This is a genomic window from Kluyvera fluvialis, assembly GCF_059725275.1.
This window is the reverse complement of record NZ_AP046142.1, coordinates 1,542,320-1,559,299: the sequence shown is the minus strand read 5'-3', so window position 1 is coordinate 1,559,299 and position 16,980 is coordinate 1,542,320. Positions and strand designations below refer to the sequence as shown.

The following is a 16,980-nucleotide window of genomic DNA, read 5'->3' as shown; positions in this document are numbered from 1 at the left end:
GGTAGCCGGGCATTGTGCCTTATCCATTCACCGAATGAAACGCTGATTTTTACCTTACTGGCGTAAGTATAGTCAACATCTGTTTACAAAATAGCCAGAAACCTGCATTTCATCTGGGGTCATTAGCTTTGACCCCCATTCAGTGAATCTGTTTCATGACCTGGCCAAAAGGTAAGCATATGTTCCGCTCGGTGCAAAAGCGCATCGCATGGCGCAAACCGCGAACCGTACTGGGCAGTCAATCGTTGCAACCGAGCAACCACTTCACCCGCGCCCAACGAGTCTATATAGCGGAGCGGGCCACCGAGGAACGGTGGAAAACCAATACCAAACACCGCGCCGATATCGCCATCGCGCGCGCTGCGAACAATACCTTCGTCCATGCAACGAGCCGCTTCGTTGAGCATTAACATCACGCAACGCTCGGCGATTTGCTGCGCCGAAAGGCGGTTTTCTCGCGCCGCCATCCCCGGCAGGGAATAGACGGCTGAATCGACCTGTTTCTTGCTTTTACGCCCTTTTACACCATAAAGATAGAAACCGCGTCCATTTTTTCTACCTTTGCGATCATCATTCAAAATTGCCTGAATCAGGCTTGCAGGGGCGCTAAAACGCTCCCCGTAAGCCGCTTCCAGTATCGGCAGAATTTTTGTACCGGTATCAATTCCTACTTCATCCAGCAACTGAATGGGCCCCACCGGGAAACCAAATTTAACTAATGCATTATCAATATCTTCGATGCGTTCACCGTCAACCAACAGACGCATCGCCTCAGCAATGTAAGGAGCCAAAATACGATTAACATAGAACCCGGCTTTATCGGCGACAACAATCGGGGTTTTACCCTGTTTTTTCGCCAGCTTCACGGTGGTGGCGATTGTCTGTTCCGACGTACCTGAATGCGGGATAACTTCCACCAGCTGCATTTTTTCTACCGGGCTGAAAAAGTGCAGGCCGATAACCTGTTCCGGGCGTTGAGCAAAGGCGGCGATATCGCCAATGGGCAACGATGAGGTATTGGACGCAAAAACGGTGTGTGGTGAGCAATACTGCTCAATTTCACTGACCATCTTCTGCTTAAGTGCTAAATCTTCAAAAACTGCCTCAATGACCACATCGCGATGGGCAAAACCCCGATAGTCGGTGCTACCGGAAATCAATGCCAACTGGCTGTCACGTTCTGCGGCTTTCAGGTGGCGACGACGGACTTTTTGCTCAAGCTGATCCCAACTGTATTTCAGCGCATGATTAATACCGTTGGCATTAATATCTTTAATACGCACCGGCAGCTTGCCTTTTATTGCTGTCACGTAGGCAATACCACCGCCCATCAGGCCACCGCCCAAAATCCCCACTGAGCGCAGCGGCCCCGCCTCCACGCTGGATGCGGGATCTTTTTTGATATCCGTGCTGGCAAAGAAAATATGGCGTAGCGCCTGCGACTGAGGAGTCATTGCCAGTTCACCAAAAGCACGCGCTTCGGCTTCATAACCGCTGCTTGTGCCCTGCGCCAGCCCCGTTTCAATGACCTGGAGAATTTTATCCGTCGCCGGATAGTTGCCCTGCGTTTTTTGCGCCGTCTTTTTTCCTGCCATGCTAAACAACAGGTTACGGCCCAGTGGCCCGGCGAGGATACGTTCACGTACCGGCAAACGGCGCTGTTCATGATGCGGTTTACGCGCGTATTGCGCGGCAGCATCCAGCAAAATAGACTGCGGCACGACTTCATCAACCAGCCCAACTTTCAGCGCCTGACGCGCTCGTAGTTGTTTGCCGGTCAGGATCATATCCAGCGCCGTACTGACCCCAATCAGGCGCGGCAAACGCTGCGTACCGCCGGAACCAGGCAGCAGACCAAGCTGCACTTCTGGCAGGCCAAGCACCGTTCTGGCGTCATCGGAGCAGATGCGCGCATGGCACGCCAGCGCCAGCTCAAGGCCACCGCCTAAGCAAGCACCGTGAATAGCCGCCACCACCGGAATCGACAGGCTATGGATTTCCGCCATCATCTGTTGACCCTGGCGCGCCAGCGACTCGGCTTCCTGCGCGCTTTTACAACGGCCAATCATGTTGATATCCGCCCCTGCGATAAAGTTATCGGGCTTAGCGGAGATAAACACCACGCCCTGTAGCGCTTTGTTTTCTCTGATTTGTTTGAGAATCGCGCGCACCTGGCCGCCGAACTCCGCTTTCAGGGTGTTCATCTTTTCATCGGCGACATCAATCGTCACCACCGCGACATTGTCCGGGCGAACAGTGAGCGTAAATGCAGATTTGATATCCATTATTCAGCCTCCAGAACCATCGCCGCGCCCAGCCCACCCGCAGCACAGGCGGTGACTAGCCCAAATCCGCCGCCCCGACGGTGCAGTTCATTAAGCGTTTGGGTGATCATCCGCGCGCCGGTCGCCGCAAAGGGGTGACCGTAAGCAATTGACCCACCCAGCACGTTGAATTTACTCTCATCGACTTCGCCAGTTGCATGACTGCGCCCCAGAACTTCACGGGCAAATTTCTCGCTTGCCAGGCATTGAATATTCGCCAGCGTTTGGGCGGCAAAAGCTTCATGCATGTCGATAAGCGTGAGGTCAGCAAAGGTTATCCCCGCTCGATCCAGCGCCAGCGGCGTTGACCAAGCCGGCCCCAGCAGCATGTCTTGCCAGACATCAATGGCGGTAAAGGCATAGCTGCGCAGATAGCCCAGCGGTATCAGCCCCAGTTCTTTCGCTCGCGATTCAGTCATCAGGATAACTGCCGCCGCGCCGTCGGTCAGCGGTGTGCTGTTTGCTGCCGTCACCGTGCCGTGCTGGCGGTCAAACGCCGGTCGCAGTTTGGCGTAATCCGCAAGCGTGGAGTTCGCACGAATATTATTGTCCTGCTCCAGCGGGTTTCGATACGGCGGCGCGTAGGCCGTCATCACTTCATCACTCAGTTTTCCAGAAGCCCAGGCCTGTGCCGCCAACTGATGAGAACGGTTCGCCAGCGCGTCCTGTTGCTCACGCGTAATACCGTAGGTTTTCGCCATCTGTTCAGCGGTGTCGCCCATGCGTAGCCCCGTGGAATACTCCGCTACAGCAGGTGGCACAGGCATTAAGTCGCGCAGACGCAGACGAGAAAAGAGTTTGAGTTTCTGCCCTAAGGTGCGGGCTTTGTTGGCATCCACCAGCGTACGAGCCAGTTTTTTGCTGACGCCAATCGGCAATACTGAGGAAGAGTCTGCGCCACCGGCAATACCGGCGCGGATGGTTCCTGCCATCAGGCTTTCAGCCACATTGGCAACGGCCTGGAAACTGGTCGCACAGGCACGGCTGACGCTATACGCGTCGGTGTGAACGTTCATCCCTGTGCCGAGCACAATTTCGCGGGCAATATTGGGCGCAGCAGGCATTTGAACAACCTGACCAAAGACCAGTTGTTCAATAACCTCCGGGGCTATTTCGCTACGCGCCAGCATTTCGCCCACCACCATCTTCCCCAGATCCACAGCGGGAACGCCGTGAAAAGCGGTCGCCTGACGGGCAAACGGGGTACGTAACCCACTGACAATAGCAATGCGATCGCCCTGGCGGGTAATTAGCGGTATCGCCTGACTCATAACTTTCCCCTGTTAACAGATAACAACTAAGTGGTCTGACCTGATAACGGTTTTAACTAATTTTTTACACTTAGCCAATCACAGAGCGAGAAATTTGAGAGCTAAAACACATTGAGAACAAAAGAAAACGCCCCTGTTGCGTTAACAACAGGGGCGTTGAGAGATGCGCTGGGCGAGGTGCGATTAACGCAGACCCAGTTGGAAGATCAGCGTTTCTGCTTCGCAGCAGAATACGAAGTCGATATCCAGCTGTACGCCACCTTCTACTTCTTTGAAGTCAGCGGTGATTTTGCACGGATCAGACTCTACGCTACGCGCTTTTTCACTCAGCGCTGCCAGCGTGGCTTCTGCATCAGCACGGTTAGCGAATACGCGACTGTAAGATGCGGTGCAGTCGGTGTTGTCCATGATGGTACCAACATCCATGCAGCAGCAAACTGGGGTTTCATCAGCACTACATTTACTCATTGCAGATTTCCTCTGTTTTGTGCACTCAAGGTGCCAGATAAACTATGTGCCTATTTTACGCCCGCCCGCACTCTGTCTCCAGTTGTTAATGTGTAGAAAAGCGATAAGTGACCGAAATCACAATTAAAAATGATCTAAAACAATTTTGGCCTATCGAGCCCTATGACCAACCCCGCATTTTTGCCAACCAGATCTCGTTTCAAACAACATCTTTGAAAATATTAATAAACAACATTGCAACATCTAAGCTGGTCAGACCTATACTCTCGTCACTGGTCTGCTTTCTAAGTTGTAGCCCAGCCCCTACACTTCGCGCTTCTGTTACTACGTGTAACATTGTTTGTATAAAAATAACTCAATGAGGTTATGGTCATGAGCCAAAAAACCCGTTATACGAAGTCTGCTCTTGCTATTGCAGTGGCACTTGTTTCATCCCAAGCCTGGTCAGCAGGTTTTCAACTTAATGAATTTTCGTCCTCTGGTCTGGGCCGTGCCTATTCTGGCGAAGGCGCTATCGCTGACGATGCGGGTAATGCCAGCCGTAACCCTGCGCTGATTATGATGTTTGATCGCCCAACGTTTTCTGCAGGTGCGGTCTTTATCGATCCTGATGTTAATATTTCAGGTAAATCACCGCTTTCCGGTAAAAGTACGGATGCCGACAATATTGCTCCAACGGCATGGGTACCGAACGTTCACTTTGTCATGCCTATCAATGATCAATTCGGTTGGGGCGCTTCTGTCACCTCTAACTATGGCCTGGCAACAGAGTTCAACAACAGTTATGCAGCCGGTATGTACGGCGGTAAAACCGACCTGCAAACGGTCAACCTGAACCTGAGCGGTGCATACCGTCTGAACAATCACTTTAGCTTTGGCCTGGGCTTTGATGCCGTTTACGCTAAAGCGAAAATTGAGCGTTATGCCGGTGAAGCCAGCGCGCTCGTACCACCAGGCGCAGGCTCTTTGGTTGGGGTGACTGGCCCAGACTCACAAATTGCGCACCTGAAAGGCGACGAGTGGGGCTACGGCTGGAACGCCGGTATTTTGTATGAGCTGGATAAAGATAACCGTTGGGGCCTGACTTATCGCTCTGAAGTGAAGATTGACTTCGACGGCGATTATAAGAGTTCCATCACCAGCATGGGCAACCGACTGCTCGCAGGTAGCGGCATCCCTGGCTTGCCGTACGGTACCAACGGCCAGACTATCGGCGGTTCTCTGTCTCTGCACTTACCAGAAATGTGGGAAATCTCCGGTTACAACCGTATCGCGCCACAGTGGGCCATCCACTACAGCATGGCGTATACCAGTTGGAGTCAGTTCCAGGAGCTGAAAGCGACGGGTAAAAACGGCCAGGAGCTGTTCTATAAAGACGAAAGCTTTAAAGACGCTTACCGTATCGCGCTGGGTACTACTTATTACTACGACAAAAACTGGACCTTCCGTACCGGTATTGCGTTCGATGACAGCCCAGTTCCGGCTAACCATCGTTCCATTTCCATTCCGGATCAGGACCGTTTCTGGCTGAGCGCCGGTACTACCTATGCATTTAACGAAGACGCGTCCATCGACGTTGGCGCTTCTTATATGCATGGCCAGAACGTAACCATCCAGGAAGGCAACTACACCTTCAAATCTGAAGGTAAAGCCTGGTTGTTCGGTACGAACTTCAACTATCGTTTCTGATAGCTGCCTGACATAAAAAAAGGGTGAACATAATGTTCACCCTTTTTTATTGCCACTAAGCGTTATTCAGAGTCGATATCTTTCAGCGAGTCCTGAATCGCCTGCGCGTTCGGGTTCTCTTCTGGTTTCAACTTGCCACCGTTAGCAATAAAGTCATGCTGCTGGAAGTAGGCTTCGCGCACCATGATGTACGGATCGGACGACTGACGTAACAGCCCATCGGAGTCGAGCAGTTGCGCACGTGTTTCCACCCCTTCTACCATCCACTTACCAATCGACATCGGCCAGGTCAGCCACGAAAGAATTGGATACGTGGTATCGGCAAAGTCGCCACCGTCTTCACGCAGCGTGAAGCTGCCATAGAACGGCAATTGCACATACGGCCCGTAGCCCACGCCATAATGCCCCAAGGTGCTGCCAAAACGGTGCGGCTGCACGCGTTGCAGTTTCGGGTTAGCCATGCCAGCCACATCAATAAAGCCGCCCATCCCCAGAATAGTGTTGAGGAAGAAGCGCGTAAAGTGAACCATCCCCTGGTACGGATCGCCCTGAAGGAAATAGTTCACCATCGTGGCGGGTTCTTCGAGGTTGCTGGTGAAGTTGCCTAAACCATTACGCGCAGGCTGCGGAACATAGTCACGCCATGCCACAGCGACCGGGCGCACAACGTACGGATCCAACACATTAAAGTTGAAATTGTACATTGAACGGTTAAAGCCTTCGAAAGGATCAGAGCGCCCTTCCTGCTGCTGACCAGAACTGGCGCAGCCAATCAATAATGTTGCACCTAGCGCGAGCGCCAGCGGGCGAAATTTCATAGGTGTCTCCCTGTGAAGATGGCTATTGCTGATTGCCGTCCATGACGGAACTCTTTGAAATCCCGTCCACTTCGTGAAGCAGATTTTAGCAATACAGCCAATGAAGTCTAGCCGTACGATCGCTAACGGATGCCGTTATGTATCAGCATAGCGTGTCTTAGACATGCTGGTTTAATGCTTAATTTTATACACATTTTGCAATAACCGTATCGCTATTCATGTCAAGACTGCCGACTTTCAGAAAATGGTTCTCGTCAGTTGGGCTTTTTAACACAATAATGGACAGGATTTAAGCAGTTAGACGGCAATTGCTTAACGCAACAGTAAAAAAAAGCTATACTCGCGACCACCTTGTCCCCTTAGTTAAATGGATATAACGAGCCCCTCCTAAGGGCTAGTTGCAGGTTCGATTCCTGCAGGGGACATTTCACCCATTTTCAACATCCTCCACCAAAATCCACGCCCCCGTATCACACAGGGCTTTGAGCCATAATCAATCTCTAATCATTTCCAACCAATAGCCTCATAAACACAACTATAAGTGTCCCTATAAAGTCCCCTCTCTGAAGTGGCACACTGAATTTGGCCACCTAAACAGAGGAGATATGCTCACCTCAGAACATTACAGGTTCCTCAATGAAAAAAACAATTTCAGCGCAGAGTTTAAACGCGAATCCGCTCAACTGGTCATTGACCAGAACTACACAGTGGCAGACTCATGAAAGAACCAGAACTGGTGAGTTACCAGCAAGCCAACTCACCAGTTTACAGGGCCGTAGAGGCCAGACGCTTAAAAGCGCTGAGATACGCAGGTACCGCATCAACGATGCCGAACAGGAGGAGTGTTATTTCATTATGACTATCGAGGGCGTGAAGGTAACGGAAATATTCAGTACACTGATGATTGGAACGTTAGAGCCTGAACATATTAAAACGGTTGATAGGTATCGCCAAAACTGGCGTCCCCTTTCACCGTATCAATACACCGCACGGATATCGCGCAGACCTGTTCAGGCTCGGTAACTGAGTCTGAAAAAGGCACTGACTAAAAACGTTCCCACAGGAATTCACGCTTGCTGATTTTCACAGGTCTTGTCACAGTGTTATCCAGAATGACATGCCAGCAAACTCTGTCATTAGAAGGTTGCAACGTGATATGCCAGCGGGCATCGCCTCCGCCATGCGGCTTGGCTTTACAATGAGGCCCGGCAATCACTTTTAGTGTCCCGCGGCAATAGGCACAGTTTAACTGATAGTCCATCCGACAAGCCTTCTCGATAAGATCAGCCGTATAGCGTTTGCTAAAACGGATGTCTTTTTGCCAGTCAATTGACCAGGTTGCGAGTGATCCAGCCATAGTTTTCTCCGTCGGTTGTATTGCGATATGCGAACATGCCGCAGATCCATATAGTCTTATGCAGTGGCGCATTCGTTCCTGGAATCGGAATGAATGATGTTGCCGTCTTTGTAGGTCCAGGTGATTCTTTCAAACAGAGACGCATTACCTCCACCGACATCATGACGTTCAAGCACCATACTCTCGCCACCCGCGAGAGTATTTTTAGCGGTCAGGTTTATTTTTGGGGAATATTCAGAAAGAACAGAATAAAAGTTATTTTTATTCAGATTAACGTTTTTACTTTCAGATAATGGTGCAGGCTCCAGGTCATTACTGAAGTTAGCTGCCACAGGTAATTGCAGGGGAAGTTTTGTTTTTTTGCTTGCGCCCCCCGTATGCAGATCAAGTTTTAGATTAATACGTGCTCTGGGGTTTTTGGACTGATAGGAAGAATTAGTCATGGCGATCCCTATTCTACGGAGTTATAGAAACGGTAAGTACCAGTGAGAAATTAATAAAACTTCCCGGTTCACGTCATCCGACGAGAATTAAAAACGAGTGAATTCCATTCACCAGCATGTTGATACTATATTTTTGGATCTTAATCTGATATAAAAAGTTTCAGATAAGACCCTATATGCCGGAGTGTATGAACATTTCCTTCCTGATTGGAAATAAAAAATTGTAACAAAAAATTATATTATTTTTACCTTTAGCAACAACCATTCATATTCATGATTTATAATAGTTTTCTTAATAACCCCTTCAGACCTTATGAAACAAGGTTATGCAGAAAATGATCAATTTAACTTATGCTGCATCAGATACCATTGCCCGAATCGTGGCGATACAAAACATACGAGGGCATGATCTACTCACCTCTGGCTACTTTACCTACAAACAGACCATTTCCGCCTATTCCTTATCCGCTTTCCACAGTTCTACGCGATTTCGTCCGTTTTTCTTCGCCACATACAGCGCTTCATCGGCAATCTGAATCAAACGTTCATAGTCTGGATGCCCACTAAACATGGCTACGCCAATCGATAATGAGAGCGAAATATCTTCCCCGGTCGGTGATTTCACCCTGGTTTTTTCTACTCGGCTACGAATACGTTCTGCGGTGCGTAACGTATCAACCTGGGTGGCTTCGGTCAGGACAATGATAAATTCATCGCCGCCGTAGCGGAAAACGTAATCACTGCTCCGCACGTTGTCATAAAAGATTTGTGAGACTCTACGTAAAATCTCATCACCAGTGTTATGGCCCCAGGTGTCGTTAATCTGTTTAAACTTATCGACATCAATAACCAGAATAGAAAGCGGCGTTGCGGCGCGGTTCGCGTGAGCAATTTCGCGTTTAAAAATGGTGGGCAGAAAACGTCGGTTGAGCAATTTCGTTAATACATCCATACCCACTTCATGACGGGAAACTTCCTCAAATAATTCACGCAACAGCGTAATAATCTGTGAAACCGTGCTGCGTAATTGCAGTAAGAATTTATTGCGCTGAACTTTGCCATGCAAGGCTTTTGAGGTGGCGTTAGTGTGGTGAATGAGGCCATCGAAATCCTGAAGCAGGCGCGATATATGCCCAACCTCAGCAATACCGCTGAAGTAATGGCGGCCTTTGTGGTTAAACCACAGACCAAAATCAGACTGGCTAAGTAGCAGGCTATTACCGAGATCAACATCAAGCACAACCTTATAAATAAGGTCAACTTCCCAGGCCAGTAGTGCAGCAACCTGGCGCTCTTTCTCTTCTTCCGCATTTTCCAGCAGCGAGAAAATACGGTAGTTCTCGTCTTCCTTGGTCAGGCCGTTTTCGCTAAAAGAGAAAGCGCGGGACATCACTTCCATCGCCAGATCAATACTGTTAATAGCGAAATGGTAAATTTGCAGCTTTTCAGCAGGATCTTGCGGGCCATTAATCACGGCAGGATAAAGAATTTTCTTTAATACCCGAAACCCCATCTCAACCACTTCAACGGGAATACCGATACGGGCATGAACTTCGGCTACCGAATGCTGTTCTTTCAGCAAGCGGTCAATATCGCCAATCTCACAAGTCAGGATACTGATAATCCACTTTTCCAGTGCGCGCTTCAGTTGTTTCTCAACCTGCTCATTACTTAAAAACTCCTCAGCATGAGGGTCAACCAGCACGACGCGATAAAATTCAAAACTTAGCGCTTTGGCGTTAGCCGCAGCAATGTCAGCGGCCAACGCGCGAATGTGAGGTTCCGTCTGCTCGAGCAGCGTGACCCATTCGTCTTTCATTCTTTTTAGATACATCTCCATGGCGCACATCCTCGCTGAACGGCTAGTTTGCAGGTGAAACATTACTTAAATAAATAGGATTTCGCCCTCATCAGGGCGCAACCCGTTGCAAAGCAGTGGCTGGCAAGCGGAGCGGGCATTGGCCCACTCCGTATGATAATTACAGCCCTTCGGTCACAATTTTTGCTGCCGCAGCCAGCACGTCCCGACGGTTTTCGGCCTTCTGCTGAGGCTGTGTGAAGTAAGTCACCAAAATCAGCGGCGCGTGATTTTCCGGCCAAATAACCGCGATATCGTTCGTCGTCCCGTAATCCCCGCTGCCGGTTTTATCCCCGACAACCCACGTTGCGGGCAACCCAGCCTTAATGCTGGCACTACCGGTGGTATTGCCTTTCAGCCATGTCACCAGTTGCGCGCGCTGCGTTTCGCCCAATGCCTTGCCCAGCGTCAGGTTACGCAGCGTCTGCGCCATTGCCTGCGGCGAGGTGGTATCGCGCGGATCGCCTGGAATCGCGGTATTTAACGTAGGTTCAGTGCGATCCAGGCGGAAAGTGTTGTCCCCTATCTCTCGTGCAAACGCAGTGACTTTCTGCGGGCCACCCAGATGCGCAATCAGCTTATTCATCGCCGTATTGTCGCTGTATTGCAACGCCGCCGCGCTAAGCTCCGCCAGCGTCATGGTGCTGTTAACATGCTTTTCGGCAATCGGGTTGTAGTTAACCAGGTCGGACGGCTTTATCGCCACCCGCTGCTGTAGAAGATTTTTATCGCTTTCACTCTTCTTGAGCACCGCTGAGGCAGCCATCACTTTGCTGGTACTGCACATCGCAAACCGCTCGTCTGCGCGATAAAGCACCTGCGAGTTATCCGCAGTATTAATCAATGCCACACCGAGCCGTCCACCGGAGCGGGTTTCTAAATCCGCCAGTTTCTGTTGCACGTTATGGGTATTTGCCAGCAGCGGAGCGCTGCCAAAGAGAAGCGGCAGCGCCGCTGTTGCCATCAGAGCTGCCCGACGGAAAATGTTATTCACTCGACTATTCCTTATTTCATGTCGTTGTGCCCGAAAAGTCCTTTCTTTTCAGTCAGCAACGCTGTTGCTATATAGTATATCACAAACGATAATCATTAACATTGATGCAACATAAGCCGTATAAGGCAATCGTCACATCCCATTGAGCAGGATTATTTCAGCGAAGATATCGGTCACGATAAGATGAAGGGAAAGTGTAGTGGTAAGTGGTGGTAAAAAGGATAGAGTGGCCAGACTATTTTGTACGGTGAATACAATACGCTGAGTCACCGGCGGGTTTTCGCCGCAATGAAGACAGAGGATTTTGGGAATCCGCCCTAAAAATGACCTTAAAATCAATAAGGTTTAAGCCGGTTAAAAGGCCGTAAATGGCGTCGCTAAAACAAAAATTATTACCGGATGAAATTAATGTGTCGCCGAATCACGACACTCGTAAGTAACTAAAAATTAATAAAAAAATGCCCCTTGTTTCGCTCTGCCTTTAAGCGTACATTAGCGCCATCTGGAGCATAAAAGCACAGAATTTTGAGGTGATGCCAGCCACGAACAACACGTATTTTTCGGCGCTGATATCAACTCGCAGTATTACCGTTCATAAGTACGTAGAAAAATAGATATGCGGAGAGATGAGTCGTGAAATATTTCTTTATGGGCATTTCCTTTATGGTCATCGTTTTTGCTGGCACATTTGCCTTGATGATCTAGTCGAAAAAACGCAAAAAAACAGGAGCCATTTGGCTCCTGTTTGCATTTCTACGCTGGGGGCAAATTAGCCCGCCGATTTATGTTCAGACGGCAACAGGCCATCGGCGCGGAACATAGCTTTGATACCACGAATGGCCTGGCGGATACGGTCGCGGTTTTCAATCAGCGCGAAACGCACATGAGTATCGCCGTAATCACCAAAGCCGATGCCCGGCGAGACGCACACTTTCGCTTCCTGCAACAGCTTTTTGGCAAACTCCAGCGACCCCATCGCAGCGTACTGTTCCGGGATTTTGGCCCACACATACATTGATGCTTTCGGCATTTCAACCATCCAGCCCGCTTCGTGCAGCCCTTTGACTAACACATCACGACGGCGCTTATACTGCGCGGCAATATCGCGCACGCACTGCTGATCCCCTTCCAGCGCCGCAATTGCCGCAACCTGCAACGGCGTAAACGTGCCGTAATCGTGGTAGCTTTTAATCCGCGCCAATGCGTTAACCAGGGTTTTATTACCGACCATAAAGCCGATACGCCAGCCAGCCATATTGTAGCTTTTCGACAACGTGAAGAACTCTACCGCCACATCGCGCGCGCCCGGAACCTGCATAATCGACGGCGCTTTCCAGCCATCGTAGACAATATCGGCATAGGCCAGGTCATGAACCACCAGCACATCGTAGCGTTTGGCCAGCGCCACCACTTTCTCAAAGAACTCCAGCTCCACGCACTGCGCGGTCGGGTTGGAGGGGAAGCCTAAAATCATCATCTTCGGCTTCGGGTAACTTTCACGAATCGCGCGTTCCAGTTCGTTAAAGAAATCAACGCCTTCCACCAGCGGAACCGACCGCACCTGCGCACCGGCAATGACCGCGCCGTAGATATGAATCGGGTAACTCGGGTTCGGCACCAGCACCGTGTCGCCGTGGTCGAGCGTTGCCAGCATCAGGTGTGCCAGCCCTTCTTTGGAACCAATGGTGACAATCGCTTCGCTTTCAGGGTCAATTTCAATGTCGTAGCGGTCGCGATACCAGCGCGAAATCGCACGACGTAGGCGTGGAATACCACGTGAAGTTGAGTAACCGTGTGTATCCGGGCGCTGGGCCACGGTACACAGTTTTTCAACGATATGTGGCGGCGTAGCGCCATCCGGGTTGCCCATACTGAAATCGATAATATCTTCACCGCGCCGACGCGCAGCCATTTTTAATTCAGCGGTAATGTTAAAAACGTACGGGGGTAAGCGATCGATACGCGTAAAACGGCGTTCTGGACTGGAGTCAGCCATAGATTCCTCAGGATAACGTGAGCGCCCGAACCGTTCGAGCGACGCTGCCACCGATGTGGCATGTTCAGAAAATAACCTGAATAAAATGTATCTGTCGAGAGGGAAAGGAAAATATTATTATTTCACCAAAAAGAGGAAATAATAAGAACGGGAATCAGTCGCCAATACTCACAAACGCAGATATATAAAACACAATTGCAACATAGTGTTATCCACTTCATTGCATTATCGTTCAAGAAAATCTGCGCCATTTCATCATCACACTCTGGTGAATACTTCCCTTGGTTAATCCCCTTTTAAAATTATGGTTTTTCCCTATTCTGCGTATTACTGGTCATCTGCGGCTGGGTTTCTTATCATAAGACTTTCCTGAAAACATTCGGCGTCCCCATGCACGAAATATTCAATATGCTGCTCGCGGTCTATGATCGAGCGGCCTTAATGCTGATTTGCTTATTTTTCCTGATTCGCCTTCGCCTGTTCCGCGAGCTGCTGCATAAATCGGCGCACACGCCGAAAGAGCTGCTGGCAGTCACCGTCATCTTTTCACTGTTCGCCATTTTCAGCACCTGGTCTGGCGTGCCGGTTGAAGGGTCGCTGGTGAACGTGCGTATTATTGCCGTCATGTCCGGCGGAATCCTGTTTGGCCCGTGGGTTGGCGGCATTGTGGGGTTGATAGCCGGAGTGCATCGTTACCTGATTGATGCCGGTGGCGTCACCGCCGTACCATGCTTTATTACCAGTATTATCGCCGGGGTGATTTCTGGTTGGATCAACCGAAAAATGCCCAAAAAACAGCACTGGAAAGCCGGTATTCTGGGGGGAATGTTGTGCGAAACGCTGACCATGATTCTGGTAGTGGTCTGGGCGCCGAGTGTTTCTCTGGGTATCGATATCGTTTCAAAAATCGGTATTCCGATGATAGCCGGTAGTGTTTGTATCGGTTTTATCGTGCTGTTAGTGCAAAGCGTTGAAGGTGAAAAAGAGGCCAGCGCCGCGCGCCAGGCCAAGCTGGCGCTGGATATCGCCAATAAAACACTCCCGCTATTTCGCAAAATTAACAGCGATACCCTGCGGCAAATTTGCGACATCATCCGCCAGGATATTCACGCCGATGCGGTCGCCATCACCAACACCGATCGGGTGCTGGCCTACGTCGGTGTAGGGGAAGATAACTATCACAATAACGACGACGCTATCAGCCCAACCACCAAACAGGCCATCAACAATGGTGAAATCATTATTAAAAACAATGATGAGGCTTATCGAACCCCAGAAATTCACTCGATGCTGGTTATCCCGCTTTCGGAAAAAGGCGTTGTCACCGGCACGTTGAAAATCTACTACTGCCACGCACATCAAATAACCTCATCGTTGCAGGAGATGGCCATTGGGCTGTCGCAGATTATCTCTACCCAGCTTGAGGTTTCCCGCGCCGAGCAACTGCGTGAAATGGCAAATAAGGCAGAGCTGCGCGCCCTGCAAAGCAAGATAAATCCCCATTTCTTGTTCAACGCGCTGAACGCGATTTCCTCGCTGATTCGCCTGAACCCAGACACCGCACGACAGCTCATCTTCAATTTGTCGCGTTACCTACGCTATAACATTGAATTAAAAGATGATGAGCAGATTGATATCCGCAAAGAGCTGTACCAGATTAAGGACTACATCGCCATTGAACAGGCGCGATTTGGCGATAAATTAACCGTTATTTACGATATCGACGATGAGGTGAACTGCCTGATCCCTAGCCTGCTGATTCAGCCGTTGGTGGAAAATGCCATCGTTCACGGCATTCAGCGCAGCAAAGGCAAAGGCGTGGTCACCATCAGCGTTACGGAGTCCGGCAACCGCGTGCGTATTGGTGTGCGCGATACCGGGCCAGGCATCGACCCGCTCGTGGTGGCGCGGGTTGAAGCGAATGAAATGCCGGGCAATAAAATAGGCCTGCTCAATGTTCATCATCGGGTCAAGCTGCTGTACGGCGAAGGGCTGCACATTCGTCGCCTGGAGCCGGGAACAGAGATAGCGTTCTACATTCCTAACCAGCGCACGCCCGTCCCGGCGGCCGCCACTTTACTGCCCTAACCCGGAGTACGCATGAAAGTCATCATTGTCGAAGATGAATTCCTGGCGCAACAGGAGTTAACCTGGCTGATTCAACAACACAGCCAGATGGAGATTGTCGGTACGTTTGACGACGGTCTGGATGTGCTGAAATTTTTGCAGCACAACAAGGTGGATGCCATTTTCCTCGACATCAATATTCCCTCGCTCGACGGCGTGCTGCTGGCGCAAAACATCAGCCAGTTTGCCCATAAGCCATTTATCGTGTTTATCACCGCGTGGAAAGAACATGCGGTTGAAGCCTTTGAGCTGGAAGCGTTCGACTATATTCTCAAGCCATATCAGGAATCGCGCATTGTCAGTATGCTGCAAAAGCTGGAGTCTGCCTGGCAACAGCAGCAGTCTGGCAGCATCAGTAATGCCAGCGGTTCTACGCGTGAAAATGACACCATTAATCTGATTAAAGATGAGCGCATTATCGTCACGCCAATTAACGACATTTACTATGCCGAGGCGCACGAGAAAATGACGTTCGTGTATACCAAGCGTGAGTCTTACGTGATGCCGATGAACATCACAGAATTTTGCAACAAATTGCCGACCAGCCACTTTTTTCGCTGCCATCGTTCATTCTGTGTGAATCTGAATAAAATTCGTGAAATTGAACCGTGGTTTAATAACACCTATATCCTGCGTCTGCGCGACCTGGAATTTCAGGTTCCGGTGAGCCGCAGTAAGGTAAAAGAGTTCCGGCAGATAATGCATTTATAACGTGAGCGTATGCGATGAAAGAACCCGGCCTACCAGCAGACCAACAATTTTTTGCCGATCTGTTCAGCGGCCTGGTATTAAATCCACAGCGGCTGGGTCGCGTCTGGTTTGCAGCCCAGCTTGGTAATTTGCCCAGCGGCAGTTTATGCCTTGATCTTCCGCGCCTCGATATCGTGCTGCGCGGCGAGTACGGTAACCAGCTTGAGAAAACACAGCACCACCTGACAGAAGGTGAAATGTTGTTTATCCCCGCGCGGGCGGCCAATCTCCCCATCAGCGATAAACCGGTAATGCTACTGAGCCTGGTATTTGCCCCTGCATGGCTTGGCCTGTCGTTTTACGATAACCGCACCGCATCGCTGTTACGTCCAGCTCGCCACGTCGAACTACCGCATGTTCAGCGCGGCGAAGGCGAAGCGATGCTGACCGCCCTCACCCATCTTAGCCGCTCGCCGCAACAGCAAGATATTATCCAGCCATTGGTGCTCAGCCTGCTGCATTTATGCCGCTGTGTCGTCAATACTCGCCCGGATACTCAGCGCCCGCGAACCGAGTTTCTGTATCAAAGTATGTGTAATTGGATTCAGGACAATTATGCCCAGCCGCTTACGCGTGATAACGTGGCGCTGTTTTTCAATATCACGCCGAATCACTTATCCAGGCTGTTCGCCCAACACGGTACAATGAGTTTTGTCGAGTATGTTCGTTGGGTACGTATGGCGAAAGCGCGGATAACTCTACAGAAATATCATTTATCGATTAGTGAAGTGGCGCTGCGCTGTGGATATCAAGACAGTGATTATTTTTGCCGCCTTTTCCGCCGCCAGTTTGGTATGACGCCGGGGGAATATGGAGCAAGATTTCAGGGCTAGATCGATAAAACAAATCCAGCGGCTTCCAATTAGTGCGATGAGTAAATACGCT

Annotated in this window: 13 protein-coding genes, 1 tRNA gene and 2 pseudogenes; 7 read left to right on the top strand and 9 right to left on the bottom strand. The window is 50.2% G+C overall.

Going from position 1 to position 16,980, the window contains the following annotated elements; translation table 11 throughout:
- Positions 1-122 precede the first annotated feature (122 nt).
- From fadJ to AC6I4B_RS07495, 3 genes are all read right to left on the bottom strand, one after another.
- Complete coding sequence (gene fadJ / locus AC6I4B_RS07505) at positions 123-2,285, bottom strand: fatty acid oxidation complex subunit alpha FadJ (RefSeq protein ID WP_497770698.1); 2,163 nt, start codon at positions 2,283-2,285, stop codon at positions 123-125.
- Positions 2,285-3,595, bottom strand: a complete 1,311-nt coding sequence (gene fadI, locus AC6I4B_RS07500; protein ID WP_497770696.1) for an acetyl-CoA C-acyltransferase FadI — start codon at positions 3,593-3,595, stop codon at positions 2,285-2,287. Before fadI ends, fadJ begins: the two co-directional genes overlap by 1 nt.
- Before the next feature lie 183 nt (positions 3,596-3,778).
- A complete protein-coding gene (locus tag AC6I4B_RS07495; RefSeq protein ID WP_497770694.1) occupies positions 3,779-4,063 on the bottom strand; it encodes a YfcZ/YiiS family protein in 285 nt (94 codons plus the stop codon).
- A 372-nt stretch (positions 4,064-4,435) separates the two neighbouring features.
- Here AC6I4B_RS07495 and fadL point away from each other — a divergent pair, with 372 nt between their 5' ends.
- Entirely contained in the window at positions 4,436-5,752 is a 1,317-nt protein-coding gene (gene fadL, locus AC6I4B_RS07490; RefSeq protein ID WP_497770693.1) for a long-chain fatty acid transporter FadL, read from the top strand.
- Between the two features lie 62 nt (positions 5,753-5,814).
- On the opposite strand, the gene mlaA is transcribed toward fadL, so the two are convergent.
- Complete coding sequence (gene mlaA, locus AC6I4B_RS07485; protein ID WP_497770691.1) at positions 5,815-6,570, bottom strand: phospholipid-binding lipoprotein MlaA; 756 nt, start codon at positions 6,568-6,570, stop codon at positions 5,815-5,817.
- Positions 6,571-6,923: 353 nt separating this feature from the next.
- Between mlaA and AC6I4B_RS07480 the strand changes: the two genes are divergently transcribed.
- Positions 6,924-6,995, top strand: a tRNA-Arg gene (locus AC6I4B_RS07480).
- 355 nt (positions 6,996-7,350) lie between these two features.
- A pseudogene (locus tag AC6I4B_RS07475) lies at positions 7,351-7,593 on the top strand (hypothetical protein); the annotation flags it as partial.
- A 22-nt stretch (positions 7,594-7,615) separates the two neighbouring features.
- Here the strand turns inward: AC6I4B_RS07475 and AC6I4B_RS07470 are convergent.
- The 4 genes and pseudogenes from AC6I4B_RS07470 to blaCTX-M all read right to left on the bottom strand — a co-directional run bounded on the left by AC6I4B_RS07470 (position 7,616) and on the right by blaCTX-M (position 11,222).
- On the bottom strand, positions 7,616-7,927 hold the full coding sequence (locus AC6I4B_RS07470; RefSeq protein ID WP_497770690.1) for a hypothetical protein: 312 nt from the start codon (positions 7,925-7,927) through the stop codon (positions 7,616-7,618).
- A 179-nt stretch (positions 7,928-8,106) separates the two neighbouring features.
- Positions 8,107-8,370: pseudogene (locus tag AC6I4B_RS07465) on the bottom strand (type VI secretion system contractile sheath small subunit); the annotation flags it as partial.
- A 454-nt stretch (positions 8,371-8,824) separates the two neighbouring features.
- The gene (locus AC6I4B_RS07460) at positions 8,825-10,210 is read right to left on the bottom strand and encodes a diguanylate cyclase (RefSeq protein ID WP_497770688.1); all 1,386 of its coding nucleotides are present in this window, start codon (positions 10,208-10,210) and stop codon (positions 8,825-8,827) included.
- A 139-nt stretch (positions 10,211-10,349) separates the two neighbouring features.
- Positions 10,350-11,222: a CTX-M family extended-spectrum class A beta-lactamase gene (gene blaCTX-M, locus AC6I4B_RS07455; RefSeq protein ID WP_497770687.1), complete on the bottom strand. Its 873-nt coding sequence runs from the start codon at positions 11,220-11,222 to the stop codon at positions 10,350-10,352.
- Between the two features lie 633 nt (positions 11,223-11,855).
- Between blaCTX-M and ypdK the strand changes: the two genes are divergently transcribed.
- On the top strand, positions 11,856-11,927 hold the full coding sequence (gene ypdK, locus AC6I4B_RS07450) for a membrane protein YpdK (RefSeq protein WP_100249902.1): 72 nt from the start codon (positions 11,856-11,858) through the stop codon (positions 11,925-11,927).
- Positions 11,928-11,991: 64 nt separating this feature from the next.
- Here the strand turns inward: ypdK and alaC are convergent, their stop codons facing one another.
- On the bottom strand, positions 11,992-13,218 hold the full coding sequence (gene alaC, locus AC6I4B_RS07445; RefSeq protein ID WP_497770685.1) for an alanine transaminase: 1,227 nt from the start codon (positions 13,216-13,218) through the stop codon (positions 11,992-11,994).
- Between the two features lie 390 nt (positions 13,219-13,608).
- Here alaC and AC6I4B_RS07440 point away from each other — a divergent pair, with 390 nt between their 5' ends.
- From AC6I4B_RS07440 to AC6I4B_RS07430, 3 genes are read left to right on the top strand one after another with little or no spacing between them, the layout of a single operon-like run.
- A complete protein-coding gene (locus tag AC6I4B_RS07440) occupies positions 13,609-15,306 on the top strand; it encodes a LytS/YhcK type 5TM receptor domain-containing protein (RefSeq protein ID WP_497770684.1) in 1,698 nt (565 codons plus the stop codon).
- A gap of 12 nt (positions 15,307-15,318) precedes the next feature.
- Positions 15,319-16,056, top strand: coding sequence for a LytR/AlgR family response regulator transcription factor (locus AC6I4B_RS07435; protein ID WP_497770682.1), 738 nt, complete (start codon positions 15,319-15,321; stop codon positions 16,054-16,056).
- A 14-nt stretch (positions 16,057-16,070) separates the two neighbouring features.
- Complete coding sequence (locus tag AC6I4B_RS07430; RefSeq protein WP_497770680.1) at positions 16,071-16,928, top strand: AraC family transcriptional regulator; 858 nt, start codon at positions 16,071-16,073, stop codon at positions 16,926-16,928.
- Positions 16,929-16,980 lie beyond the last annotated feature (52 nt).

Excerpts from the sequence above, each read along its gene's own strand:
- AC6I4B_RS07495 (WP_497770694.1), bottom strand. The coding sequence starts at position 4,063 with ATGAGTAAATGTAGTGCTGATGAAACCCCAGTTTGCTGCTGCATGGAT.
- AC6I4B_RS07430 (WP_497770680.1), top strand. The coding sequence starts at position 16,071 with ATGAAAGAACCCGGCCTACCAGCAGACCAACAATTTTTTGCCGATCTG.
- AC6I4B_RS07435 (WP_497770682.1), top strand. The coding sequence starts at position 15,319 with ATGAAAGTCATCATTGTCGAAGATGAATTCCTGGCGCAACAGGAGTTA.
- alaC (WP_497770685.1), bottom strand. The coding sequence starts at position 13,218 with ATGGCTGACTCCAGTCCAGAACGCCGTTTTACGCGTATCGATCGCTTA.
- AC6I4B_RS07470 (WP_497770690.1), bottom strand. The coding sequence starts at position 7,927 with ATGGCTGGATCACTCGCAACCTGGTCAATTGACTGGCAAAAAGACATC.
- mlaA (WP_497770691.1), bottom strand. The coding sequence starts at position 6,570 with ATGAAATTTCGCCCGCTGGCGCTCGCGCTAGGTGCAACATTATTGATT.
- fadI (WP_497770696.1), bottom strand. The coding sequence starts at position 3,595 with ATGAGTCAGGCGATACCGCTAATTACCCGCCAGGGCGATCGCATTGCT.
- fadL (WP_497770693.1), top strand. The coding sequence starts at position 4,436 with ATGAGCCAAAAAACCCGTTATACGAAGTCTGCTCTTGCTATTGCAGTG.
- AC6I4B_RS07460 (WP_497770688.1), bottom strand. The coding sequence starts at position 10,210 with ATGGAGATGTATCTAAAAAGAATGAAAGACGAATGGGTCACGCTGCTC.
- fadJ (WP_497770698.1), bottom strand. The coding sequence starts at position 2,285 with ATGGATATCAAATCTGCATTTACGCTCACTGTTCGCCCGGACAATGTC.
- AC6I4B_RS07440 (WP_497770684.1), top strand. The coding sequence starts at position 13,609 with ATGCACGAAATATTCAATATGCTGCTCGCGGTCTATGATCGAGCGGCC.